The organism is Rufibacter glacialis, from assembly GCF_008271745.1.
GTDB lineage: Bacteria > Bacteroidota > Bacteroidia > Cytophagales > Hymenobacteraceae > Nibribacter > Nibribacter glacialis.
The window spans coordinates 666,514-691,019 of sequence record NZ_VKKZ01000019.1 but is presented as its reverse complement, the minus strand read 5'-3'; the positions used below and the strand labels follow the sequence as shown (position 1 = coordinate 691,019).

17 protein-coding genes are annotated in these 24,506 nt (G+C 52.5%); 8 read left to right on the top strand and 9 right to left on the bottom strand.

Annotated elements, in window-relative coordinates; genetic code table 11:
* Positions 1–48: 48 nt before the first annotated feature.
* Together FOE74_RS07500 and FOE74_RS07495 are read left to right on the top strand one after the other, a co-directional pair.
* A complete protein-coding gene (locus tag FOE74_RS07500; RefSeq protein WP_149097968.1) occupies positions 49–1,152 on the top strand; it encodes a S1 family peptidase in 1,104 nt (367 codons plus the stop codon).
* 209 nt (positions 1,153–1,361) lie between these two features.
* Entirely contained in the window at positions 1,362–1,904 is a 543-nt protein-coding gene (locus FOE74_RS07495; protein ID WP_149097967.1) for a hypothetical protein, read from the top strand.
* 177 nt (positions 1,905–2,081) lie between these two features.
* On the opposite strand, the gene FOE74_RS07490 is transcribed toward FOE74_RS07495, so the two are convergent.
* Positions 2,082–2,918, bottom strand: coding sequence for an energy transducer TonB (locus FOE74_RS07490; protein WP_188686490.1), 837 nt, complete (start codon positions 2,916–2,918; stop codon positions 2,082–2,084).
* Positions 2,919–3,262: 344 nt separating this feature from the next.
* Between FOE74_RS07490 and FOE74_RS07485 the strand changes: the two genes are divergently transcribed.
* Positions 3,263–5,374: a carboxy terminal-processing peptidase gene (locus FOE74_RS07485; protein WP_149097965.1), complete on the top strand. Its 2,112-nt coding sequence runs from the start codon at positions 3,263–3,265 to the stop codon at positions 5,372–5,374.
* Between the two features lie 83 nt (positions 5,375–5,457).
* Here FOE74_RS07485 and FOE74_RS07480 read toward each other — a convergent pair whose 3' ends face one another.
* The 4 genes from FOE74_RS07480 to FOE74_RS07465 form a co-directional block, all read right to left on the bottom strand.
* Positions 5,458–6,621, bottom strand: coding sequence for a trans-sulfuration enzyme family protein (locus tag FOE74_RS07480; RefSeq protein WP_149097964.1), 1,164 nt, complete (start codon positions 6,619–6,621; stop codon positions 5,458–5,460).
* 132 nt (positions 6,622–6,753) lie between these two features.
* Entirely contained in the window at positions 6,754–7,659 is a 906-nt protein-coding gene (locus FOE74_RS07475; protein ID WP_149097963.1) for a PorP/SprF family type IX secretion system membrane protein, read from the bottom strand.
* 497 nt (positions 7,660–8,156) lie between these two features.
* Positions 8,157–9,872 (bottom strand): gamma-glutamyltransferase, encoded by a 1,716-nt coding sequence (ggt, locus tag FOE74_RS07470; protein ID WP_188686487.1) that lies wholly within the window; start codon positions 9,870–9,872, stop codon positions 8,157–8,159.
* A 132-nt stretch (positions 9,873–10,004) separates the two neighbouring features.
* Entirely contained in the window at positions 10,005–12,833 is a 2,829-nt protein-coding gene (locus FOE74_RS07465) for an Ig-like domain-containing protein (protein ID WP_188686485.1), read from the bottom strand.
* A gap of 969 nt (positions 12,834–13,802) precedes the next feature.
* On the opposite strand from FOE74_RS07465, the gene FOE74_RS07460 reads away from it, so the two are divergent.
* Positions 13,803–14,840, top strand: coding sequence for a hypothetical protein (locus FOE74_RS07460; RefSeq protein WP_149097961.1), 1,038 nt, complete (start codon positions 13,803–13,805; stop codon positions 14,838–14,840).
* 154 nt (positions 14,841–14,994) lie between these two features.
* Here FOE74_RS07460 and FOE74_RS07455 read toward each other — a convergent pair whose 3' ends face one another.
* The gene (locus tag FOE74_RS07455) at positions 14,995–15,462 is read right to left on the bottom strand and encodes a hypothetical protein (protein WP_149097960.1); all 468 of its coding nucleotides are present in this window, start codon (positions 15,460–15,462) and stop codon (positions 14,995–14,997) included.
* 639 nt (positions 15,463–16,101) lie between these two features.
* On the opposite strand from FOE74_RS07455, the gene lysS reads away from it, so the two are divergent.
* Positions 16,102–17,622 (top strand): lysine--tRNA ligase, encoded by a 1,521-nt coding sequence (gene lysS / locus FOE74_RS07450; RefSeq protein ID WP_149097959.1) that lies wholly within the window; start codon positions 16,102–16,104, stop codon positions 17,620–17,622.
* 934 nt (positions 17,623–18,556) lie between these two features.
* On the opposite strand, the gene FOE74_RS21450 is transcribed toward lysS, so the two are convergent.
* Both FOE74_RS21450 and FOE74_RS07435 read right to left on the bottom strand, forming a co-directional pair.
* Positions 18,557–19,087 carry a YtxH domain-containing protein gene (locus FOE74_RS21450; RefSeq protein WP_225840719.1) on the bottom strand — a complete coding sequence of 177 codons (531 nt, stop codon included), beginning with the start codon at positions 19,085–19,087 and terminating at the stop codon, positions 18,557–18,559.
* A gap of 116 nt (positions 19,088–19,203) precedes the next feature.
* Positions 19,204–19,482 (bottom strand): YtxH domain-containing protein, encoded by a 279-nt coding sequence (locus FOE74_RS07435; RefSeq protein WP_149097958.1) that lies wholly within the window; start codon positions 19,480–19,482, stop codon positions 19,204–19,206.
* A 257-nt stretch (positions 19,483–19,739) separates the two neighbouring features.
* Here FOE74_RS07435 and FOE74_RS07430 point away from each other — a divergent pair, with 257 nt between their 5' ends.
* The 3 genes from FOE74_RS07430 (at position 19,740) to FOE74_RS07420 (ending at position 22,069) form a co-directional block, all read left to right on the top strand.
* A complete protein-coding gene (locus tag FOE74_RS07430; RefSeq protein ID WP_149097957.1) occupies positions 19,740–19,991 on the top strand; it encodes a Kazal-type serine protease inhibitor family protein in 252 nt (83 codons plus the stop codon).
* A 5-nt stretch (positions 19,992–19,996) separates the two neighbouring features.
* Positions 19,997–20,368, top strand: a complete 372-nt coding sequence (locus tag FOE74_RS07425) for a cupin domain-containing protein (RefSeq protein ID WP_149097956.1) — start codon at positions 19,997–19,999, stop codon at positions 20,366–20,368.
* A gap of 147 nt (positions 20,369–20,515) precedes the next feature.
* Positions 20,516–22,069: a M28 family metallopeptidase gene (locus tag FOE74_RS07420; protein WP_149097955.1), complete on the top strand. Its 1,554-nt coding sequence runs from the start codon at positions 20,516–20,518 to the stop codon at positions 22,067–22,069.
* Positions 22,070–22,574: 505 nt separating this feature from the next.
* Here FOE74_RS07420 and recN read toward each other — a convergent pair.
* On the bottom strand, positions 22,575–24,233 hold the full coding sequence (gene recN, locus FOE74_RS07415; protein WP_149097954.1) for a DNA repair protein RecN: 1,659 nt from the start codon (positions 24,231–24,233) through the stop codon (positions 22,575–22,577).
* Between the last annotated feature and the right edge of the window lie 273 nt (positions 24,234–24,506).

Below are 24,506 nucleotides of genomic sequence, written 5' to 3'. Positions count from 1 at the left end.
CAAGTGAATGCGTAACAACAGACATCCTCAGAGGATGCACAGCTATATATGAGTGACCGGGAATTATTGGAATTGATTGAACGCTACCACCAGCACCAGGTGACCTCTTCTGAGCGTCGGGCGCTGGAGGAACGCATGGCCGCTGACCCCGCCTTTGCCCAACGGGTACAGGAGGCGAAGCTGTTCACGGCGGCCCTGCAGAACCACGGCCGCCAGCAGGCCCTGCGTGACCGCCTGAACCAACACCACCAGCAATGGCAGCAGGAAAACGTGACCGTGCCGCCGGTGTTGAAACGCCGTACCCCCGTGCAGATCTTCATGCGCCGCTACGCCGCCACCATGGGCGTGGCTGCCACCGTGGCCATTGTCACGGTCTTCAGCAGCCTTTTGGGCATGGAGATGTGGCGCTCTGCCACCAAGCAGCAAGCCGCCCGCTACGTAGAGCTGCGCCGTGAAATGGATGACCTCAAACGCAAGCAGAACGCCATCCTGAACACCAACCCGGTGGCCCCTAAAGCCAGCTCCCTGAACCCAGGGCAGTTCTCAGGTACGGGTTTCGTGCTCACCTCAGACGGGTATTTCGTGACCAGCTACCACGTGATTGAAGGCGCAGACTCCCTCATGATTGAGAACAAGTCCGGCACCAAGTACAAGGTAGAGGAGATCTATTCTGATCAGGTGCGTGATTTGGCTTTGCTACGGGTGATTGATACCACCTTCACGGGCTTCGGCAAGCTGCCGTACTCTTTCAAGCAGAAGGAGAGCGAATTAGGGGAGCGCGTGTTCACCCTGGGTTATCCTAGAGAAGACGTAGTATTTGGCGAAGGCACCCTTAGTTCCCGCTCTGGCGTGTACGGCGATACGGCCTCTTACCAGATCTCCATCCCGCTGAACCCTGGCAACAGCGGCGGCCCCCTGCTGGATGACCGCGGCAACATGATTGGCGTGATCAGCGGAAAAATGCTGGGCGTTGACGGGGCGGCCTTCGCGGTGAAATCTGCGTATTTACTGACCCTTTTAGACCAACTGCCTGAGAACCGCCTGCCTAAACCCATCTCCTTGCCCAAGGTGAATACCCTGGCGGGGAACCCACGTCCGCAACAGCTTAAGAAATTGCAGGATTACGTGTACATGGTGAAGGTTTACAACTAATACTCAAGGCCTTGTTTTTCACTTAATTTCATTATACCACGTCCTAAACGCCAGTGCTTTGCACTGGCGTTTGTGTTTTCTGCCATGGGGCAGGTGTAACTTATACGTAGCCCATCCGTTTAGCTACCTATTGATTGTCAGTTGCCAGTTTTGCGACTGGCCTAGCAATTACCACTATGTTACATCTACTAAATATCAAACAAAAGACTATGGAAAACCAAACAGGAAACACACGGACAGGCGGAATGATGACGGGTATGTTCAGAGACAGAGACAGCGCAGAACGCGCATACAACTCTTTGCATAGCCGCGGCTACAGCAAAGACGACATCAATGTGATCATGAGCGATGACGCCCGCAAGCGCCACTTCTCTGACAGCGACAACAATGATACTGAACTTGGCAGCAAAGCCTTAGAAGGAGCCGGTGCTGGTTCTGCCATTGGAGGTACGTTGGGTGCTATTGTTGGTGCCATTGCCGCTATTGGTACTTCTATTGCACTGCCTGGACTAGGTTTGGTAATTGCCGGTCCGTTGGCAGCTGGTTTGGCAGGCGCCGGAGCCGGTGGCTTGACAGGTGGTTTACTGGGTGCCCTGGTAGGGTCTGGTATTCCGGAAGAACGTGCCAAAGTATATGAGTCTGGCATCAAAGAAGGTAATATCGTAATGGGCGTAACTCCTCGTAGTGCTGAGGATGCTGATTACTTTGAAAACGAGTGGCGCACCAACCGCGGTGAGCATATCTACCGCTAGTCAGTAGTCACTCTCTATAAACAAAAGCCCCGGTTCTTCACAGAGCCGGGGCTTTTTGCTTGTTCTCAAGTTTGACTAGAAACCTTGGTTTGTTTAGGCGGCCTTTTTGAGAAACCAGCCCAAAAAGGCAGAAGGTACTCAGCAATAAGTATCCGGGTTCGGCCAAACCCTTCTCTCCTATTTCAGTTCCAGTCTTATGGGCAAGGTCATGCGCACAGGAACCGCTCTGCCGTTCTGCATGCCGGGCTTCCAACGGGGCACTTTCTTCATGACCCGTATGGCTTCTTCCTCCGTGCCGTACCCCAGGCCCTTCAACACCTGAATATCCGTGATGTCACCGGTGGCGCCTACCACAAAACTGAGAACCACCGTTCCCTCTACCCCATTGGCTTGCGCCGCGTTGGGGTATCTCAGGTTCTTGCCTACAAACTCCATCAATTTAGAGAGCCCACCTTCAAACTGAGGCATTTGCTCCACGCTGATGAAATAAGCGGGCGCCGGGGTGCTCTCTGCCCCGCTACCAGTTCCCGCACCAGTGCCCGATCCGCCGGCTGGTTCAGGGTTATCCACGTTCCCTTCGCCACTTCCCTCAGAGGTCACTGTGCCGGAGGCTGCGTGCCGAAGCTGGTCTTGGGAAGGAATTTCCTCTACCACGGCCTTGGTTTCTTCCACTACTTTAATGGCCACGTTCTTCACGGTGGGGCCAGAAGGTTTAGCAGCGGCGGGCGCCACGGCTTCGGCTTCCTTGATTTCCTCTACCTTGGGCAGGTTTACCGTTACCCAGTCACTGACTTTCTTTTTAGGGGCAATGCCAGCCAGGTCTTTCTTCCCGAAGAGTTTGTCTACTACTGAGGGCAAGGAGAAGGCAATCACGAAAAGGGTGATGGCATACAAAACGGCCTGGCTTAAATGCCGGTGGTAGAGTTTTCGCAGGACATACGCCCCGTAGGCTTTGTTGCGGCCTTCAAAAACATAGTCATCAAGCGTGGCGAGGTAGGTAGGGTTGGTTTCCATGGTGGTCTGTGGTTTGGTGGAACATGAGCGGTTATTTCCCCCATGATGCAGTGCCCGCCTATTTTCCATACCGGCCCGTAGGCAAGGCCCTGGAGGAGGAAAACACAGATTCCAATCTCCCTTGATACTCAGCCAGAAACGAAACCTGGAGTGGGATTGTTAAAAAAAACAGGGCCAAAAAGAACAACTCCTGCTACGTTCTGCTTACTTGCAACTCTTTACCAAATATTCTCAAAACTCCTACACCTTTCTGGAGTAGGCACACGTTAAAGTAAAGGAATGCGCCAGGAAATCAGGCACTACTTTTGTATATCTAACTAACAGACAATTCTAGCGAAACCAATATGTTTTCTTTAAAGACAAAGCTGGTCACTTACGGTACAGCCGCCTCTGTGGTGTTTGGCATTGCCTCCTATAAATTCCTGGAGACAGATGGCGCACTACGGGACCAGAAAAACGAAGTACTTACCAAGGTGCTCATGCAGGGCCTGAGTTCAGCGCACTATTCCCCTGAGCGTTTAGACGATAATTTCTCAAAAAAGGCCTTTAATCTCTACCTGGAGCGCCTGGACTACAACAAGAAGTTCCTGCTTCAGTCAGACGTGGACCAATTGGCCAAATACGAAACCCAACTGGACGACGAGTTCAAGAACGGTTCCTTCAAGTTCTTTGACCTTTCCATGAGCCTGTTCCACAAGCGACTCAAAGAGGCCGAAAGCTTCTACAAAGAGATCCTGGACAAGCCCTTTGAATTTGACAAAGAGGAAACCATTGAGGTAAAGCCTGAGAAACTGAAATTTGCCACCTCACCGGCCGCCTTGAAGGAAGAATGGCGCAAGTACCTTAAGTACCAGGCCCTGGCCCGCGTGGCCGATGCCCTGGATACCCAGCAGAAATCCGACTCGGCGGGCTCTAAGGAACCCAAGAAGAGCATGACAGAGATTGAGGCCGATGCCCGTAAAAAACTTCGGGAAAACTATGACGACCTGTTCAAACGCATGAGCCAGCTGGAGAACGAAGACTACCGTTCCTCTTACCTGAACTCGTTCGCCAACGTCTATGATCCACATACAGAGTACTATGCCCCTAAAGAGAAAGAGGACTTTGACTATGAGTTCTCTGGCCGTTTAGAAGGCATTGGAGCTTTGCTGCAGGAGAAAGACGGCTTGATCAAAGTCTCTGAAATCACCCCCGGTAGCCCCTCTTACCTGCAAGGAGAATTGAAACCCGGTGATGTAATCCTGAAAGTAGCCCAGGGAAACCAGGCTCCCGTTGACATCCAGGGCATGCGCATAGACAAAGCCGTTTCCTTGATCAGAGGGAAAAAGGGTACTGAAGTGCGCTTGTCAGTGAAGAAAGTAGACGGCACCATGAAGGTGATTTCCATCATCCGGGATGTGGTGGTACGGGAAGAAGGCTACGCCAAATCCCTTTTGATCAAAGGCGGCCCTAAAACGCTGGGCTACATCCATTTGCCTGCCTTCTACGCAGATTTCAAGAACGCCGGTGGCCGCAACAGTGGCAAAGACGTAGCGGCTGAGATCCAGAAACTGAAGCAGGAAAACGCCCAGGGCATCATCCTTGACCTAAGAAACAACGGCGGGGGATCCCTGCAGGATGTGGTTGACATGGTAGGCCTCTTCATCAAATCTGGTCCGGTGGTACAGGTAAAATCTGCCAATGGCCCGGCCGCGGTACTGGAAGACCGTGATCCGCAGGTGCAATTTGGCGGACCGCTGGTGGTTTTGGTGAATGAGAACAGCGCGTCTGCCTCAGAGATCATGGCCGCCGCTATCCAGGATTACAAGCGCGGGGTGATTGTAGGAAGCTCTACCTATGGAAAAGGAACCGTGCAACAGTTCTTCGACCTGGACCAGGTATTACCTGCCTCTTTTGACGCTGTGAAACCCTTAGGCCACCTGAAACTGACTACCCAGAAATACTACCGCATCAGTGGTAAAACGGTGCAGTTGCGGGGCGTGACGCCAGATATCCTGTTACCAGACACCTATACGTACCTCAAATACGGAGAGAAAGAGCAGGAATACGCGCTGCCATTTGATGAGATCCAGTCCGCTAAGTTCAATACCTGGAATAGCCCTAATTTCTCTGTAGAGAAACTGAAAGCTGCCTCTAAAAACCGGGTATCTACTAGCCCAACGTTCTCCCTTATCAACCAAAGCGCCCTGCGCTTGAAAGAAAGAACAGAGAACACCACCCGTTCCCTCAAGCTAAGCACCTATCTGGCAGAGGAGCGCAGAACCCAGGAAGAGTCTAAGAAACTGGAAAACCTACGCAAGAACATTCCTCAGTTAGAGGTAGCCGGCCTGAAGCAGGACCTTTCCAAACTGGTGGGAGATACTGCCGCTTCGGCTCGCTTTGAGGCCTTTACCAAGAACGCCAAGAAAGACCTGTACATTCAGGAAGCAGTGGCCATCTTGAAAGACGGCTTATAGACTGTTGTCACCCTCTGAAAAAGGCCGGTGCTGAAGTACCGGCCTTTTTTATGCCTTTTTCTGAAAAACGGTCTGAAAACAGGTTACTCTTTCATTCTGGCAAAAGCCTGCTCCAGGTCTCTGATCAGGTACTCAGGGTCTTCCAGCCCAATGTAGAACCTGATGAGCGTGAACGGCAAGGAAGACCGGAACTTGCCTTCCATGTAAGCGGCGGCGGCCGGATAAATCAGGGATTCATGCCCTCCCCAGGAAGCTGCCATGAGAAAATGCTGCAGACTATCACAGAACCGCTCCACTTCCGCAAGGCTTTCCGTTTGCAGGCGCACCGTGAACTGCCCGGTGTTGTTGCGCAACTGTTTTCTGGCCAGCCGGTATTGGGGGTGTTCTGGCAAAAAAGGCCATAAAACTTCGGCCACCTCTTCGCGCCGCTGCAGAAAGGCGACTACCTGGCGGGTGGTTTTCGCTACCCGTTCCATGCGGAGCGGCAACGTACGCAGGCCCCGCAGCAAAAGCCAGGCATCATGCGGTGACAACACCGCCCCCAGCGTGAGGTATTCGGCCGCGAAGATCCGGTTGATCCGTTCGCGGCTCCCGCACACAATGCCGCCCATTACGTCACTGTGCCCCCCAATGTACTTGGTGGCCGAATGCACCACCAGATCTACGCCCATGGCAGCCGGGTTCTGCAGCAACGGCGTGGCGAAGCTATTGTCTATGACCGTGCAGATGTTCCGCTCCCGGGCTATGTCCACTATCTGGGCTATATCCTGTAATTCAAAGGTGAAGGAATTAGGGCTTTCCAGGTAATAGAGGGTGGTGTTCTCTTTGGTGGCTTGGGCAAAGTTGGCAGCCTGGGTGCCGTCTACCATGGTGACCTCCACCCCAAAGCGGGGCAGAAAGTACCGCATGAGTTTATTGGTTCCTATGTACGGCCTGTTCACGCACACCACGTGGTCTCCCGCCTTCACCTGTGAAAGCACCGCTGCGGCCACCGCCCCCATCCCGCTCCCGAAGGCAATGGCATGCTCGGTTCCTTCCAGAGCCGCCAGCTTTTTCTCCAGAATGTCTACCGTAGGGTTATTGCCCCGGGAATAGAAATCCACCTCGGCTTCATGCTGCAGCATAAAGCGCATGTCTGCCACGGTTTTACAGGCGAAGTTGCTGGTCTGGATGATGGGGGGCGCCACCGCATTGAAATATGCAGCCCGGTCCTCCCCTAGTTCGTTCAGGATATACGATAGGTCCATACAGAAGAATGTCAGTTTCTCCTTCTACTCTCCCCTTCCTGCCTAGGTTTTAAAGCGGAAGTCACCCTCCGCACAGGCACAAAAAAAGGCCTGCCCGAAGGGGCAAGCCTTTGAAAGGTTACGCAAGAATTACTAGAACCTGATGCGCAGGTTCGCTTCTACCTGTGAGTCTGGTTTAGGGGTTCCAGCATGTTCCTTGGTGAGGTCAAAGGTGGTCATCAATTGCACGTTGTCTTTGATGTTCACGCCGGCACTCACGTTCCAGGGAGCGGTTTTATCAAACTGGCCGCGGTAGTTTACCCCGGCCGTCAGGAATTTGATGTTGGCCATGGCGCCAAACTGGTACTCCTGCTCTCCATCTTCCAGCGCCTGGCTCATGAAAACAGAAGGTGTCACGGAGTATTCCGGGGCAAAGGCTACTTTATAACCGGCCGTGAGCAGCAACTCCCTAATGCCTTCATGCTCGGCATCACCGATCAGGTTATAGTTGGGCGCCAGAATGCTGGCCACCGTGCCACCGGCATAGAAATTACGGATCTTCAACCATACCCCGGCGTCTACGTCTGGTCTTAGGTCATTGTCATGCCCCACCATTTTCTTTCCCTCTTCGGATGTTTTCTCAGAAAGGTCCACATTCAGGTACTCGGCGGCTAACTGAGCCCCAAACGCCAGGCTGCTTTGCTCCCCTAACCTGAAACGCTTCGCATAGGTAAACCCTAACTTGCCCAACCAATAGGGTCCAAACTGGTCATAGACTCCTACAATCCCAATCCCATTGGGGTTGGTTTCGCTCACATACCCTTGGTAATGCGCAATCACCGACAAAGGGGCGGTAGATGATTTTCCGCCAAGAGAGTTGAGGTGCCCATTTATACCTAGCTCCTTTCTGCCCTCGGCCCCCGCGAACGCAGGATTCAGGTAGAAGTAGTTCTGTTGGTAAAGGCGAGGAATCACCATGCGCTGCGGAGTGATTTGCGCGCTGGCCACACTAGCCAACAGCAAAAACAAGCCTAGAGCAGTAATTTGTTTTAATTTCATTTGTTAGAATTTAGGGAAGAAATAAAACCGTGGGGGATACTATCAGTGGATTAGAAAAGTAATCTGTGATAAAAATTTAAATAGATGTTGGTACAACTACCAGTCCTACCTTTTAGTTCACAAAACCTGTAACCTTCAATATTTAAAAACCTATATATTTATACAACAACCTGATTCACAAGCACAAATAAAAGCATAAAAAGTAATACCCACCTCATCTGCTTTTAAAACCAATACAAAACCAATGATGTTTTCGGCTTGATTCTTCTAAACTGCACCGGATTCTAAAGCCTTTAAAGGCGGCTAAAGGACTTGCATAAAGAACGGGTGCCTGTAAAAGAGGAGACCTCAACAAGTAACCTCCATCTTAGAAGGGAAGGCAAGGAAAAAGTATCTTTTTATGAAAACAACCAAAAAACCGTCCTCTTGCTCTCTTCCCCAAAGGGATACAAAGCAAAAGGACGGCTAACAAAACGTATTGTGCGGACAGTTAGGGATTAGTATCCCAGAGCGGTATCATCTCCCCTGGGATCTGCTCCTCCTTCCCAAGTACCGTCTTTGCGTTTCAAAATCCCGTCCACCGCCCCATAGTCTGACCGGTTACGCAAGGCATGCCCTTTCTTCTGGAGCGCCTCCCGGACCGGTGCGGCAAGGGCTCTGGCTTCGGGCTGTACCACATCTGGCAGCCATTGATGGTGGAACCTAGGGGCTGCCACAGCCTGCTGCATGCCCATGCCATGGTCTACCACGTTCAGGATGGCCTGAAAGACAGACGTGATAATGGTAGACCCGCCTGGGGTGCCCACTACCATGAAGAGTTGGCCGTCTTTCTCCAGAATGGTGGGGGTCATGGAACTCAGCATCCGTTTACCGGGAGCAATGGCATTGGCTTCGCCTCCTATCAGCCCAAACATGTTGGGCACGCCCGGCTTCACGCTGAAATCATCCATCTCATTGTTCAGGAGAAAGCCGGCGCCTTCCACGACCACCTTTGAGCCGTAGCCCCCATTCAAGGTGGTGGTCACGGAGGCCGCGTTGCCCCACTGGTCTACAATGGAGTAATGTGTGGTTTGGTCGCTTTCCCGGGCCAGCAGTTTCCCCTCCTGCACTTGGGTAGAAGGCGTTGCTTTTTCCATGTCCAGGGTGGTCATGCGGCTGCGCAGGTAAGCTGGGTCGAGAAGATTGCCCACCGGCACCTTGATGAAATCAGGGTCGCCCAGGTAAGAGGCCCGGTCTGCGTATACCCGGCGCTGGGCTTCTACCATCACATGCACCGTATTGGCTTGTTGCCAGCCCCACTCCTTAAGATCATACGGCTCCATCATATTCAATAACTGCAGCAAGGCAATTCCGCCGCTGGAGGGTGGAGGCATGGAGATCACCTTGTACCCACGGTAAGAGCCGGTGATGGCAGGGCGCCACACTGACCGGTAGTCTTTCAGGTCCTGGTGGGAGATGATGCCTCCGCCCCGGCGCATTTCCTGCACAAGCAGATCAGCGGTTTCCCCCTCATAGAACCCCTTCTGTCCCCTATCCCGAATCCGCTCCAGGGTACGGGCCAGCTCCTGCAGGGGAAGCACGTCTCCTTTCTGCCACGGGGCCTCCCGCACCAGATGGGTCGCAAACTTGTTGGCTTTGATGAAATCTTCCTTGTCGTTGTTGAGCATGCGCGCTTCCCGCTCTGTGAGCACCACCCCTTTCTGGGCCAGGTCAATGGCAGGTTGCACCACTTGGGCCCAGGGCAGGCTTCCTAACTTCTCATGCATAGCCACCATCCCGGCTACCGCACCGGGTACGCCCACGGCCAAATGCCCCAAGGTGCTGGCGTCTTTCACCACGTTGCCCTGCGCGTCTAGGTACATGTTCTTGGTGGCAGCCCCTGGGGCTTTTTCCCGGTAATCCAGGGTACCGGCTTCTCCGTCCTGCTTGCGGTACACCAGAAAGCCGCCTCCGCCAATGTTACCGGCCACCGGATACGCCACGGCCAAGGCAAAACCAGTGGCCACCGCTGCATCATAGGCATTGCCGCCTTTCCGCAGAATCTCCAGCCCAATCCGGGAGGCCTCTGGGTGCGCGCTTACCACCATGCCTTTCCGGCCGGTTGCGCCTATTTCTGGTTTGGCGCCAGAGATGGGTTTGCCAGAAGGTTGGCACCCTGCCAGTTGCAGGAGAAGCCAAAGGAAAGCCACAGGAGACAGAGAGATTTTGCGCATGGTGATTTTCGGGTAGTTTTAAAGAAACAGCCTTGAAACCAGGCTGGGCAGGCGGCAAGTAAGGAAATATATAGACATAAAAAAAGCCTGCCAGAGTACATCTGGCAGGCTTTGGAAAGGCACGTTTCCGGCTTATCTTTTGATTAACCTGGTTTCATACGATTGTCTTCCGGCTTGTACTTTGATCAGGTACATACCTGTAGCCACTTTGGAAATGGTCTCAGTGAGATGCTGGTTCAGGGTCTGCTCCAGACCGCTTACGCGCAGCACTACTTCTCCACGGTGGCCATAGACAGTCATGGACAAGTCGTTTCTTGGCGCCCCTGCTGGTAACTGCAAGGTAACATTGCCCAAAGTAGGGTTAGGGTAAACTCTGAATCTTCTTTTCAGGTCTTCTTTGGTGCCCAAGGGGTCACCAGAGGTGAAGGCAAAACGAGAATAAACCGGCAAGTGGTCTGAGGTAGTGCTGGAATAGTTGGTGATATAGCTGTTAGGGTTTTCAATGGTGGTGGAACCCTCCAGGTACTCATCAATCAATTCATTTGAGATGATGATGTGATCCAGGAAGCTTCCCGAACTTGGGAAAGATACTCCCCCATTCTGCGCCAGGGTATACGTGATGGCTTTGTAATCTTGGGCATCTTCAATGAAGGAGTTATAGCTGGACACGCCTCCTGCATTGATAGAGCCAAACACGTTATCATTGTAATCTCCCAGCAAGATGATGTTGTCCAGAGGGTAATGGGCATCCAGAGAGTCTTTCAAGACTTTGAGGTCTTCCTTGCGCCGGTTAAAGTCACCTGTGGAGGAGCCGGACTTGGCATGGATGTTCACTACTCTTATACGCTTGGTGATGCCGCCTATGGTCACCTCAAACGTACCCATGTACGGCAACCTGCCTGACGACCAGAAATCATCTGTGATCAAGGTGGTAGTATTGGCCACGGCTTGTTTGTAGAGGCCTTCAAACATCACTCTAAAGCCCACTGGCCGCACGGTAGCCGTGTTATAAAGGAACCCGATTTTCTGGGCCGGGAAGGGGGTTGTAGAACTGTTTGGTTTGATGGAATAAGAGTACACCTGAGAAATACTTTTGGCAAAACCAGGCATGGCAGCCACCACTTTGTCCATCTCGGTCTCCTCAGACAATTCCTGCACGGCAATAATGTCTGCGTTTAGGGTTTGCATCACCTTGGTCACATTCTCCACCTGTAGAGGATCGTTGGTCGGGCCAAATTCACCTGTCCCATCTTTGATGTCAGAGCCGAAAAACTCCACATTATAGGTCACAATGTCAAAGGTCTCAGAACGAAGCAAGGAAGAACCCGTCAGTTTAGGACCGTTGGCCGAGAAGTTGCCCACTGAACCGGCAAATGTAAGTACGCCATTGATACTGGCCTGTTTGGCCGTAGGGGCAAACCGCACATGCACCGTGGTTCCGGCTTCAGCAGTGGCGGCGGGCACCACAATAGAAGAGGTGAACGTGGTGTTATTGGCAGACACCTGGAAACCGGCAGGAGCGGCAATGGTGATGTTTCCATGGCCCAGGGTGTTAAACTTGAAGCTTTGGCTGGCAGACACCGCATTGACGGCTGTTTCAGGAAAAGCCAAAGTCATGGTTGGAATTAACGCAGAGGAAACCACATTCTCCACTTTAAAATCATCCACTTTCCATTCTGAGGAGTTGTTGGTTCCGCCGGCAGTGGTTTGGTACACAAAGGCCACATAAGTATTGGCAGATTTAAAGGAGGTCAGGTTAATACCGGCAGACTGTTTCCAAGCTCCGGTAGCCGTAGGGAAATCTCCCTCAATCTCCGTCCAGTCAGCGGCATTGATGGTACCCGAGCCGTTGTAGGTGGTAGAGACAAAGAGTTTCAGGGCCGGTCCGGCGAAGAATTTCCGGGAATAGAAGGACAACACGGCAAAGTTAGACATAGACGTCAAGTCCATGGCCGGTGAGATCAACCAGTCATTGCTGGGGGTATCTGTATCTGAGAAACCGTTCACCACAGCCGCTCCGGTTCCAGTATTTGGTCCGGTCGTGGTGTGCATCCAGCTGTTGGTAGTACCAGAAACGTTCACCTTCGTCCACCCGGAGTTGGTCAGGAAGCCTGCGTCATCGAAGTTCTGCACGTATGGGTTGATCCCAATACCAGTAAGAGCTACCACTACTTCTCCAGCACCAGCTGATGTGTGGGTGATCGTACCCGTGTTGCCAGTGGTGGCCGTAGGGGCGAAACGTACATATACTTTTTCACCGGCCGTTAACTCTGCTGGGGTGAACGTCAAAGAGGTAGTACCGAATGTACCGGCCCCTGCACCTTCTCTCTTAGCGATTTGGTAAGGCCCGGCCACGGCCACGGTTACATTCCCGGTTAAGTCAGAGGCCGTTACTTCATAAGACTTGACAGCTGAGAATTTATTCAGAGCAGTTAAATCAAAATTCAAGCTGGACACTGCTGCCCTGATAGTAGGGGTAGCGGTGGCTGAAGTAGTAAAAGTCCAGGTAGTTCCAGATACTCCAGCGTAGAAATTTCCTGCCGCGTCTTTGAAAGCAGTGTTGTCTATGGTCAAGGTATAGGTAGTACCAGACTGGAGGGCCAGATTTTTAATAGTCACGGTAGAACCGTTGTAGGAAATTTCTGGATCTGCAGCGCCGCGTGACATGCTGCCGCTGACAGAAGCAAGCGTCACATTTCCGGTACCTGCCACCACCGGCTCACTAAAGGTAAGGACAAGGTCTAGCTGCGTAGCCACGTTCGTAGCCGCATTGGCGGGCGTGGCAGAAACCAAGGTGGGAGGCGTAGTATCTGCCTGTGCAGAAGAGGTAACATCTGCCCATGTAGCCCCAACCTTAATCGCATCTAGGAGTAAAGCAGGAGCTTGCGCGGCAGTACCTTGACGCAAGGCTACAGCCGCAATGGTGGATGCATCTGCCCCTCCTACTTCGGCTTTTACCAAAGAAGTAGCAGGTTCTGTTCCTCCCAGGGAAGGATTTACAAATAATTCGACCTCGTCATTTAGAGATCCTGCAACGTAGGTATATTTCAAAACCACAAAATGTGTAGTATTCAAATCATATTCTGCAGAAGCATACACAGGCGCAGGAGTCGAAATCTTGGACACACCAAACTGAACTTTCCCATTGCTGCTCTTTTTAGCATAGACCCGTCCAGTAAAAGTGGAGTTGGTAGAATTAGTGTTTGGGCTGAAATGGAAGAAATAATCACCCGTTGTCTGGACCTCGCTGAAATTAACCAAAAAAGACGCGTACACGCTACCATTGGTATAAGCGGCTCCAATTGCTTTGTTTACATCTTGCCCAGTTGATACCAAGTTCACCGCTTTTCCAACGCCCGAGCCTGGCAAGTTTGAATAACTTAGACCCTCTGCTGAAATTAAGATAGGGTTGGTAGTTGTCGTTCCTGTTAGACCCCACCCGGTTTGAGTGACTAATCCCGCTCCAGGTTCATAAGCAAAATCTTCTTGCAATACTTGTCCTACCACCTTCCCACTACTTCCCAGCCATAGGAGGGAAATCAGCAGGAAACTTGACTTTTGTAAAAATTTAATCATAAAATTAAAATAAAGTAAGGAAATACTAGTGAAAGCGATTCTCTGAGAATCATGAAATTATGGTTGGGTAACCATGAAATGCCTGAAAACAAAAATAACCACTACCAACGGATGATATGTTATGATTGGATTATTTTTTTATGGTTGAGGAGACGGAAACCGTAGTTCGCTTCCCTTGAAGAAGAGTAAAATAGCCTGGACCAACCACCCTTACAAACGCCTCTGAAACCACTGCTCTTGCCTCTTGCTAAAATTATTAAAAATAATTTACAATTAACTGATTTACAGATATTTATTAGTCTAAAAATATTAGCAATCATGCAACTCAACAACCTCTTTTCATGTTTATTAATCATGAAGAAGGTACTAGACGAAAACGTGATTCCGCTCTTTCAGGAAGAGCAAAAACCACAGGATTCTGCCTGGCGGAAATCTATTCCGGCTCAGGTGTTCCTGAACTACTTTTTTGCCATCAATTACCACATAACCCACAGCACAGAAGAGGCTGGGCTGAGAAACAATGCCTTTTTCAGGCAACATTCCGCTGAACTCACAGAGCAGGACTTACAGGCCCTGGCCCGTATCCTGCACAATAGCTGGAGCACCGAGTACGCGCTCAGGGCCACGGCAGAGTTAGGCGATGAGACCTACCTGCGCAACGCCCTGCACTGGACGTTCCCGCAGGCGTATTATTCCATCTTTGCGGGCTTGCAGGCCTTTCTGTACACATTGGGTATCAAGACCAGCCATGAAGCGGCCATCAGAAGAGAATCTGGCCGTCTGGTGGTGAAGAATGCGTACCCGCGCGCCATTGGTTACTATGCGGCCGGGGCTTACGGCGACTTCAGTATCCATCGCTTGCCTTTGGCGGGCTATAAGGCAGGATTGCAGATTGCCGGCAAAGAGATTGAGGCCCAGGCCCAGATAGGTCAGTTTCTCCGGACTACCCGCAAACTCACGGCCAACGCCATCCGGCAGCAGGTACAGAGGAATCCGGCCACCGCTATCAAGAGCAGCAAAACCGGGAAGGTGCTGGATAAATGGTCTTCGCAGCATTGGCAGCAGATCACCTGGCGTATGGGCTACACCACCTTGTTTGACCTGCTTAGCCGGCTCCGGATTTCAGCTTCCCAAAAAGAGATTGACCGCTTTGTAGAAGCCGAGATTGATTTCAAGCTGTTCCATGAGTGCCTACTTTCTATTGTGAGCTACATGAACGGCCTGCACGAAAGCTATGTGGCCCAAGCCATGGGCTTGGAGAAATACCAGAAGGTAGTAGCGGAACTGCCAGAGCACCTGCGTGATTCTTTTGTTAAAAACCGCTTGCACCAGATGGTGGAGCCTCTTTTCTCAGAAGGAACCGCCCCTATGCAGATGGCCGCTGCCGCTTAATCCATGGCTTGCAGGCGAGCGCGACTGGATGATTGAAGAAGGTATGCTAGCTTTTCGGCCTGTTTTCTCAAAAACAGGCCGAAACCATTTTATGGCAGCTCAATTCCCTCCCTTGAAAAATCTTCCTATCTACCCATCCTCAAATCTCCAAATGCTACTCGTGGCTGAATTTCTCAATCTGCACACCTTTGGCGCCGGCGACTTTCAAGGCTTCAATGGCACAGTGGTTGATCTGGCGCAGTTTCAGCTCATGTCCCTCAAACAGGGCCAGCACCTCTGGGTCCACTGATGCTGGATCTGCCGCAGCCTGCATGTGCCCTGCCTGCTCAATGGTAAAGCAAATGGATCTGATCTTCTCCCCCTTCACCCGCACCTGAGACGCATTGAACTTGATGAGGTTCTGTTTCAGGTAATCCCGTACAAAATCGCCCTCGTCAATGTCCGTCTCGGCCAACCGAATCACCTCCTGGTAACTGCGTTTATGCAGAAACTCCTTCAGGGTAGGTTGCAGCATCTTACGCACCTGAGGGTCACTGATCTGGTGGGCGTAAATCAATATATTGAAAATCCAACGGAGGGTTCCATCATTTTCTTCAAAGACCAGACTTAATTCGCATTTCATAGGTAGGGGGAATGGTTTCTGACTTTAACGGCGAAAGCGCCTGAAGGATTGGACAACCTGCCCTCTTAAGCAATCTAAAGGCCTTTTCTCTCCTTTCCTTATAGCAATTCCCAAATAGGTGCACCTTTCGGTCCCGGACCCGGGCAGAGGTACTTTCAGGATTCATCCTACTGGCAGGATAAGGCCTTTACCTATACTTCCTGGAATTCCAGAACTATCCATACCCTGCGAAGGCTGGCGCGAAGCTAAAGTCTCCTGACGCAGGAGGATGTGCGTCTCCAGACCCGGCGGGAGCCAGGAGCTGGTATCTTCTGTTTATGGCTCGTTTTTACTAAAAGGCTCATTTTCTATAATCAAGCCATAAAGGGACCTGAAGAGATGCAGCAGCGCCCCTTTCGCTGCTCTTACAACATAGGCAGTCCAGAGATTACCCGGCATCTGAAGGCACGGGGCTGGAGCCTCGCGCCAAACATTGGGGCACCAGGAGTTGAAGTAGAGCAGGTTGGTTTTGTAGGTCAAGTTCCTTCTGTTGCCCTTCACCTGATAACTAAATAGGAATTAGCGCCTACAGGCTCACCATGTATGGGAATAATTTCCGAAATTCGCCCCCTGAATTATATAAACCGAAAGAACGTTTCCATGCATTTAAGCGAACAGGAACTACGCCGGCGCCATGAGCGCGAAGAGCTCCAGAAGATGGGCATCAACCCCTACCCTTCCGAACTTTTTGACGTGACTGCCACGGCTAAGGATATAAAAGACAACTACAACCCGGAGCAGAACAACTACCAGGAAGTAAGCCTGGCAGGCCGTTTGATGAGCCGCCGCGTGATGGGCAAGGCCTCTTTTGCCGAACTCATGGACAGCAGTGGCCGCATCCAGATCTACGTGTCGCGTGATGACATCGCCCCGGGCGAGAACAAAGACCTCTACAACACCGTGTTCAAGAAGATGCTGGACATAGGCGATTTCATTGGCATCAAGGGCTACGTGTTCAAAACGCAGGTGGGCGAAACCTCCGTGCACGTGACCGAGCTGACCCTGCTGGCCAAGTCCCTGAAGCCGCTGCCCATTGTGAAGCGCGAGGTAGACGAGAACGGGGTAGAGCACGTTTATGATGCCTTCACAGACCCAGAACTGCGCTACCGTCAGCGGTACGTGGACCTGGTGGTGAACCCCGAGGTGAAAGAGGCCTTCATCAAGCGCACCAAGCTGGTGAACACCATGCGCGACTACCTGAACGAGCGCGGCTACCTGGAGGTGGAGACACCTATCCTGCAGCCCTTGTACGGAGGCGCCGCCGCCCGTCCGTTCAAGACGCACCACAACACCCTGGACATGACCCTGTACCTGCGCATTGCCAATGAGCTGTACCTGAAGCGTCTGATCGTGGGTGGCTTTGACGGGGTATACGAGTTCTCCAAGGACTTCCGGAACGAAGGCATGAGCCGTTTCCATAACCCTGAATTTACCCAGGTAGAACTGTACGTGGCCTACAAGGACTACTACTGGATGATGGACCTGGTGGAGGAAATGGTGGAGAAAGTGGCCCTAGCGTTGCACGGCACCACCCAGGTACAGGTAGGCGAAAACGTGATCAACTTCGCGCGCCCCTGGAAACGCTTCACCATGTTTGAGGCCATTGAGCACTTCACCAAGATTGACATCTCGGAGATGGACGAAGCGCAATTGCGCGAGACCGCGGCCAGCCTGGGCATCAAACTGGACCCGAACATCGGGAAAGGCAAGATCATTGACGAGATCTTCGGGGAGAAATGCGAGGCCCAGCTGATCCAGCCTACCTTCATCACCGACTACCCTGTGGAGATGAGCCCGCTGGCCAAGAAGCACCGCAGCAAGGAAGGCTTGGTAGAGCGCTTTGAGGCCATCTGCAACGGCAAGGAAATCTGCAACGCCTTCTCTGAGCTCAACGACCCCATTGACCAGCGCGCCCGCTTTGAGGAACAGCTGGAGCTGGGCAAGCGCGGCGACACGGAGGCCATGGTCCTGGACGAGGACTTCCTCCGGGCGCTGGAGTACGGCATGCCGCCTACGGCCGGCCTAGGTATTGGCATTGATCGCCTGAGCATGATCATGACCAACTCCCATTCCATCCAGGACGTGCTGTTCTTCCCGCAGATGAAGCCGGAGAATAATTAATGTGCTGATTTTTAATGTGCTGAAATGCTAATCAGCCTCGTATAACAGAAAGGCCGCTCTCACTGGAGCGGCCTTTCTGTTTATAGTCGGTTTCCTGAAAACTAGCCTTAAACCAGGAACAGGCAAACCTTAGGCTTTTACACGTTGGCGGGAATTGGCAGCCAAAGTCTCCCTGTCTATGCCCCTCTTTTTATAAAACAGACCTGAAACGGAATTGGCGCAGACACTCGCAAGTCCTCCGGACACTACGAGGTCTTTAGAGGAGGCGAGATAGCCTCAGAGAAGCAGAATCCACCAGTTCTCCCTGAAGGAAATGAGCCTTTGCAAAGGAGCGCGAAGGAGCACAAGAAAGGAATTCGTAGGAGACAAGGCGGTGCCGTTGTCTCTACAGAGGGCTTATCACCTTCACCTTTGATAACTTTCCCTTGTTCCAGTCTTCCCCGAGCGCGCCTCGCTTTTGGCTCTGGATAGACCTTACCAAGAGCAATAGACAGTTCAGGCCGAAAGGGCAGTGCGAGAGGGGAAGACGGGGCCTCGCGGCCGTGAGCGCTCGGAGGGCCGCCATGCAACAAAAAAGCATAAGGGCCTCGCATCAGCCAGCCGCTACGCCAGCAACGGCAAAAGGCATGCACAGATGCGATAAACACCCCCTTTCTGCTATGCCTATAAAAGCGAAAAGCCTTCCCGTAAAGGAAGGCTTTTCTATATTGGTTAAATAACTTCTACTTGTTACTCCTGATGTGACTTTCGTCTGTAGTACTTAGCTCTTCGCGTATCCCTTAAAAACTAAATCTAAATCGATCTCTGTTATCAAGTTTCAACGGTACTTTTCTGCTTCGTTTTACTTCATCTATTTCACAATTTATTACTTAACCAATCATGCTTTCTTACTTTAACGAACCTGCCAGGACAAGGTTGCGGTAAAAGGGAGAAATTACGCTGAAGCATCCTCGCCAGTGCCGGTACTGCCGCTTTTAGAGGCTCCTTTGGCTTTACTTGGCCGTTTTGGCTTGGCAGTAGCACCGCTGGTGGTACCCGCGCTGGTGCCCGTGGCGTTGGCATCACGGCCTAAGGTGCCGGCATCTGCCCCCAGGGCTCCGGCATCAATACCGGCGCCTACATCAGACAGAGCGGTACCGGTGGCGGTGTCACGAGAGTCACTTCCCATGGTCTCTACGTTGCCGCCCGTGGGGTTATTGGCTAAGTGCGAGGTAGGGGTTGTGTTAGAGCCGGTGTTCACCACTTCCGGATCATCATCTGGAGATTTACGGCCAAGCAAGGCGCCGGCACTGGAGCCTAAGCCTTGCAGTTTGGAGCCTAAATCAGAACCAAGTCTGGAAGCTGATTTCTTCAGGTTATCACGAGTGGCTTCTCCGGCCTCTGGCGCCATCAAGATACCAGCCACCAAGCCGGCACTAGCACCCGCAAGCATGGCCAGAATCACTTTTCCATTATCGTCTTTCATGAGCTTTACTTTTAGAGGAACAATAGTTTCCGTTACAAAACGTATGTTCCTTCTTAACGATAGTCAAAACTTTTGGTTATCCTGCTGTTTTGCCTCGCATACCGCTCAGCAAAGACCTAAGAAGGTGAACCTGTGTTGGTAGCGTTGTCAGAAGTGTTTCCGGCGGCAGGCTTAGAAGCGCCTTCGTTGTTGCCTAACATGCTGGTCAGGCCACTCAGTTTCTCCAGGTAAGGGGCAATCTGCCCGTTCACGCTCTCGGCTAGTTGGCCTGCGGCTTTCACTAAACCTTCACGAGAATCTTTTCCGTTGCTTGGGGCCATTAAGATACCTGCAACTACACCAGCGGCGGCTCCTGCGGCGGCGGCGATCAAGATTTTTGAATTGTCGTTTTTCATGGTAAAAAAGAATAAAAGTTATGGGTTGTTTTTTCCTCCTTGCAGAGGACCTACTTAAGAACGTTTTGTATTGCTCCGGCAATATGCTTTACAATAAATATATATTCAGATATATATTTACGCATTTTACGCATTAATACGGATATAGGTTGGAATAATTGGTGAGTTTTAGAAAAACCTCTGAAAGATGGCCTCCTTGGCTTCCAGCCCAGATTCACTTAGGCATTATTGCGTATATTGACCAGACAATCTACGCTATGAAAAAACTTCTTCTATACACGTGCCTGGTGGCTGGGCTGGGCACGGCTGCCTGTAAAACCAATGAACAACAACTGGCCACCGCCTGCATTGACCCCGCCAAGATTGACAATGAACGGGCCTGCACCATGCAATATGACCCTGTCTGCGGGTGTGATGGCAAAACCTACGGCAACTCCTGCACGGCTGAAGCCAAAGGAGTGACTTCCTATACCAAAGGCGAATGCGCGGTTAAAAGCACCAACAACTAACGCCCATGAGTGAGAAACGATACTTCCTGCAAACGGATCCTTACCGGGTACCCACCACTGACGGCAAACTCATTGAAGAGCATTTTGGCTTAGCCACCACCCGCACCGAGGCCTTCAGCGTAGCCCATATGATAGCCCCGCCCCACTGGTCCGAACCCCACCAGACCCCAGAGTTTGACGAGGTCACCATTGTGCTTCGCGGCCAAAAGCAGATAGAGATAGATGGCGAAGTGGTGGTGCTGACCGCCGGACAAACCATTCACATCAAAGCCGGGGCCCGCATCCGGTATTCTAATCCTAATGACCAGGAGTGCGAGTACTGGTCTATCTGCGTGCCGGCCTTTGATATCAACACCGTTCACCGCGAAGACGATTAATCCCTACCCCCACTTGAAAGCCACTGCCCCCTGGGAAGTGGCTTTCCTCTTCTAAGGCCGTATTTGAAAAAGAGCCCTGAAACACAGGCTTCTCCGTTTTCCAGGAATTCTCTCTTGTTCTATTTTCACGTTGTACCCCTTCCTGCCATGCCTACTCATTTTCATTCCTTCTTGAACAAAAGATCTTTGGCCGCCGCTTCCCTCCTGGGGCTGCTGGCATGGACAGGCTGCTCCGGACCGGTAGCCAAGACAACCCAAGAGGCGGCTTCCTCTGGGCTTACCCCGCCTGCGTTTTCCCTTATCAAGGAAGAAGACCTGCGCCGCGACTTGTTCATCATGGCCAGTGACAGCCTTAGAGGAAGGCGGGCCGGGGAGACTGAAGAACTGCGGGCCGCCGCCTGGACCGCCGAACGCGCCCGGGAAGCGGGCCTTAAACCGGCCGGCGATGACGGCACGTATTTCCAGTTCTTCCCTCTGCGCCGCCGGCAGATTTCCCCGGCCAGCCAGATAACGGTAGACGGCCAACGGCTGGTACTGGGCCAGGACGTGTGGGTTACTTCTCCGGTGGAAGCCGCAGCAAAGGGTCCAGTGGTGTGGCTTTCCTCTTTCGCAGATACCACGCGCCAAAGCCTGCGGGGCAGAATAGTGGCCATGCCCCTGGTACCACCGGCCACCCTGCCCGCACCCGGCATGAGCCTATGGGGGTACCGTTATATCTTGTCGGCGGTACGCCAGCACACCACCTTGTTGACCAGACAGGGAGTGGCCGCCATTCTACTGGTGGCAGATTCCACCACAGAGGCCAACCTTGGCTTTGCCGGCCACGGATTTCAAGAAGGAACCTACGCCCTGGAAGGAGCCCAAGCCTCAGTTACCAGCTTGGCGGTTCCTGTCCTTCTCCTGAGGTCAAGGGTGGCAGGGCAGGCCATGGCCGACCGGTTACAGAAAAAAGCCGCCTCCGCCAGCCTCCAGCTGAATGTAGACAGCTATGTGTATCCGTCGGTGAATGTGGTGGCCCGGGCACCCGGCGCAGACCCTGCCCTAAAAAGCGAGCACGTCCTGTTCAGTGGCCACCATGACCACGACGGGGTGGGGCCGGCCATTGCCGGTGACTCTATCTGGAACGGGGCAGATGACAACGGAACCGTCAGTGTAGCCATGCTGGCCATTGCCCGCGCCTGGAAGCAGAACCCCGGCCGCCGAGCCGCCTTGTTTGTGTGGCATGGCGCCGAAGAACGAGGCCTGTTAGGCTCCCGATGGTTTGCCGAGCACCCCACGGTGAAAAAAGAAAGCATTGTGGCGGTCCTGAACGGCGACATGATCGGGCGCAACGCCCCAGACTCAGCCGCCTTGCTGGGGTCTATCAAGCCCCACCGCAACTCAGCGGCGCTCGTAGATATGGCACTCCAGGCGAACCAAGCCTTTACCCACTTCACCGTTGACACCTCCTGGGACGAAGCTCGCCACCCGGAAGGCTGGTATTTCCGGAGCGATCACTTGCCGTATGCGCGGGCCGGTATTCCGGCTATTTTCTTTACCACCCTCTTGCACCCAGACTACCACACCCCAAAAGATGAAGCCGACCGGATTGATTATAAAAAGCTGGCCCGCATGACCCGCTGGATGTATGCCACCGGCTGGGCTGTCTCCAATACCCCACAACGCCCCACCGTTGACCCTGATTTCAAGCTAGAGCGGTAAGAGCAAACCAACTTGTTTTAAGGCTCCTTTCATTAAAACAAGGATGAAACAGAAAGCCCGCTCCTGATTGGCAGCGGGCTTTCTGTTGTTTATTCCATTACCATCCGCTTCAGGCAAGTTTTTGGGAAAACAGACCTGAAACAGATGGTACTAAATTTTAAGTGTTGTTCAGCAACCGTGAGACAAAGTGTGCCTTGTCTCTACAGCAGGAATTGATTTACCCTTCCCGAACATTAGACCTGGTTAGCTGAACAGAGGGCACTACCATTGGTGCCGTTGTTGGTGTTATCACCAACAACCGGAATTGCGGTGGCAGTCGAATAGGGCAACTACAGGAGATTACCACATGTAAAATGCCATGATCAGCAATATAGACACCCCCAACATCTCCCCTCAAGTGGTAAATAGGCGGGAAGGGACGATTTGCGTTCTGTTACAGTGTTCAGTGGCCCAACGTTTAAAGCCCACTTTCCCAAAAACAAGCGCTAAAAAACCCTTTTGCAGATCAGGCACTTAAGGCGAGCAGCTCTTTCGCGCTTTGGAAAGCGTTTTCTGAGGGGTTCGCTCCGGCAATCATCTGAGCGATCTCCACCACGCGTTCCTCGTGGCTCAACTGCCTGATGCGGCTGATGGTACGGTCTGCGCGATCCTCTTTGTAGACGAAATAATGGGTTTCGCCTTGGGCGGCCATCTGGGGCAGGTGCGAGATGCAGATCAACTGGTGCTTCTGCGACATCTGCTGCATCATGCGGCCTACTTTCACGGCGATCTCGCCGGAGATACCGGTGTCAATCTCGTCAAAGATAATGGTAGGCAAAGCGGTTTTGTCGGCGAGCAGGTATTTGACGCAGAGCATGAGACGCGAGAATTCCCCACCAGAGGCAGCTTTGCTCAAGGTTTGCGGCGCCGCCCCTTTGTTCGCGCTGAACAGGATATTCACCACGTCTATACCGGTAGCGGCCGGGGCCGAGGTCTTGTGCTCCATCACTACCCGTGCGTTGGGCATGCCTAACTCCGCCAGCAGGCTGTGCAGCTCATCCTGGAAAACTCCGAACACGCTGGTGCGACTATGGGATAACTCCTTGGCGCGGTCTTCTACTTCCTGCAAGGCCGCGGCCAGAGCCTTCTTGGTTTTCTCAATGGCGGCATCCAGGTTATGTACGCTGCTGACCTTCACTTCCAGTTCGGCGTGCAGGGCCAGCAGCTCCTCTACGGTACGTACTTGGTGCTTGCGTTGCAGGGTGTAGATCAGATCCAGGCGTTCCTGCAGCTGCTCGGCGCGCTGTGGGTCTGCCTCGGTTCTGCGCTCAGCGTCTTCCAGTTCACCGGCAATGTCGTTCAGCTCGATCAGGCAGCTGTCCAGGCGCTCTTTCAAGGCACGGAAACTCTCGCCGTACTCCGTGACCTGCCCTACCAGGTGGCTCGCATCTTTGAGGGCCCCGGCGGCGTTGTACTCGCTTTCTGAGATGTATTGCAGGGACTGGGTTAGCTTCAGCTTGATCTCCTCGGCGTGCTCCAGTTGCTTTAGCTCTGTTTCGTGGCTTTCCTGTTCCTCGGCCTGCAGGTTGGCATCTGCCAGCTCGTTCAGCAGGAAAGTATTGTAGTCTAATTCCTTCTGCGATTGGGCTAACTGCGCCTCCAGGTCTTTGTATTCCTTCTCCAGCTTTCTGAACGTGCGGTAGGCCCCCTCATACTGAGTGCGCAGGGCCTCGTTCTGGGCAAAGGAATCTACTATGTTCAGCTGGTACCCTTGGTCTCCCAACAGCAAGGTGTCGTGCTGCGAGTGGATGTCCATGAGTTGCTCACCAATGCGGCGCAGGGTTTCCAGCGTCACCGGGGTGTCGTTCACAAAAGCCCGTGATTTGCCGCTGGGGCTTATCTCGCGGCGTAAAAGGCTAATGGGTTCAAAGTCCAGGTCCTCTTCTTCAAAGAAGGAAGCCAACTGGTACTCAGAGATATTGAAAGAGCCTTCAATCACGCACTTTTCATTCTGGTTGAAAAGCAGTTTGGAGTCGGCCCGGTTTCCCAGCAGCAACCCAATGGCTCCCAGCATAATGGATTTCCCCGCGCCGGTTTCACCGGTGATGATGTTCAAGAGCGGCGAGGGTTGCAGCTCTAGCTGCTCAATAAGGGCGTAATTCTTTATTTTAAGGTCTACGAGCATAAGGAAGGAAGGCCTCTTTCGGTTTGCGGTGTGGTGATGTACTCCACTAGACAAAGATGCTAATTTATTTAGTCATCAAACTAATATCTATAGCTATTTTTCTTTCTGCAGGAGTTCCTTTCTGCCCAGCCGTCTGGATTAGGAAGAAGGGGTTCATCTTCCCCCTGTACGTACGCAGCAGGCAAAAGTGCAGGCGTTAGTCGGGGAATAGGAAACACCGCAGCACCTGCCAGAGTTTCAGGGCAGGCACAACTTCAGGTACCTGATTCCACG

Bases quoted from the DNA above. Each gene is read 5' to 3' on its own strand.
- recN (WP_149097954.1), bottom strand. From the start codon at position 24,233: ATGCTCGTAGACCTTAAAATAAAGAATTACGCCCTTATTGAGCAGCTA.
- FOE74_RS07490 (WP_188686490.1), bottom strand. From the start codon at position 2,918: ATGGAAACCAACCCTACCTACCTCGCCACGCTTGATGACTATGTTTTT.
- FOE74_RS07430 (WP_149097957.1), top strand. From the start codon at position 19,740: ATGAAAAAACTTCTTCTATACACGTGCCTGGTGGCTGGGCTGGGCACG.
- FOE74_RS07435 (WP_149097958.1), bottom strand. From the start codon at position 19,482: ATGAAAAACGACAATTCAAAAATCTTGATCGCCGCCGCCGCAGGAGCC.
- FOE74_RS07420 (WP_149097955.1), top strand. From the start codon at position 20,516: ATGCCTACTCATTTTCATTCCTTCTTGAACAAAAGATCTTTGGCCGCC.
- FOE74_RS07460 (WP_149097961.1), top strand. From the start codon at position 13,803: ATGAAGAAGGTACTAGACGAAAACGTGATTCCGCTCTTTCAGGAAGAG.
- lysS (WP_149097959.1), top strand. From the start codon at position 16,102: ATGCATTTAAGCGAACAGGAACTACGCCGGCGCCATGAGCGCGAAGAG.
- ggt (WP_188686487.1), bottom strand. From the start codon at position 9,872: ATGCGCAAAATCTCTCTGTCTCCTGTGGCTTTCCTTTGGCTTCTCCTG.
- FOE74_RS07500 (WP_149097968.1), top strand. From the start codon at position 49: ATGAGTGACCGGGAATTATTGGAATTGATTGAACGCTACCACCAGCAC.
- FOE74_RS07480 (WP_149097964.1), bottom strand. From the start codon at position 6,621: ATGGACCTATCGTATATCCTGAACGAACTAGGGGAGGACCGGGCTGCA.
- FOE74_RS07495 (WP_149097967.1), top strand. From the start codon at position 1,362: ATGGAAAACCAAACAGGAAACACACGGACAGGCGGAATGATGACGGGT.
- FOE74_RS07475 (WP_149097963.1), bottom strand. From the start codon at position 7,659: ATGAAATTAAAACAAATTACTGCTCTAGGCTTGTTTTTGCTGTTGGCT.
- FOE74_RS07455 (WP_149097960.1), bottom strand. From the start codon at position 15,462: ATGAAATGCGAATTAAGTCTGGTCTTTGAAGAAAATGATGGAACCCTC.
- FOE74_RS07425 (WP_149097956.1), top strand. From the start codon at position 19,997: ATGAGTGAGAAACGATACTTCCTGCAAACGGATCCTTACCGGGTACCC.
- FOE74_RS07485 (WP_149097965.1), top strand. From the start codon at position 3,263: ATGTTTTCTTTAAAGACAAAGCTGGTCACTTACGGTACAGCCGCCTCT.
- FOE74_RS21450 (WP_225840719.1), bottom strand. From the start codon at position 19,087: ATGAAAGACGATAATGGAAAAGTGATTCTGGCCATGCTTGCGGGTGCT.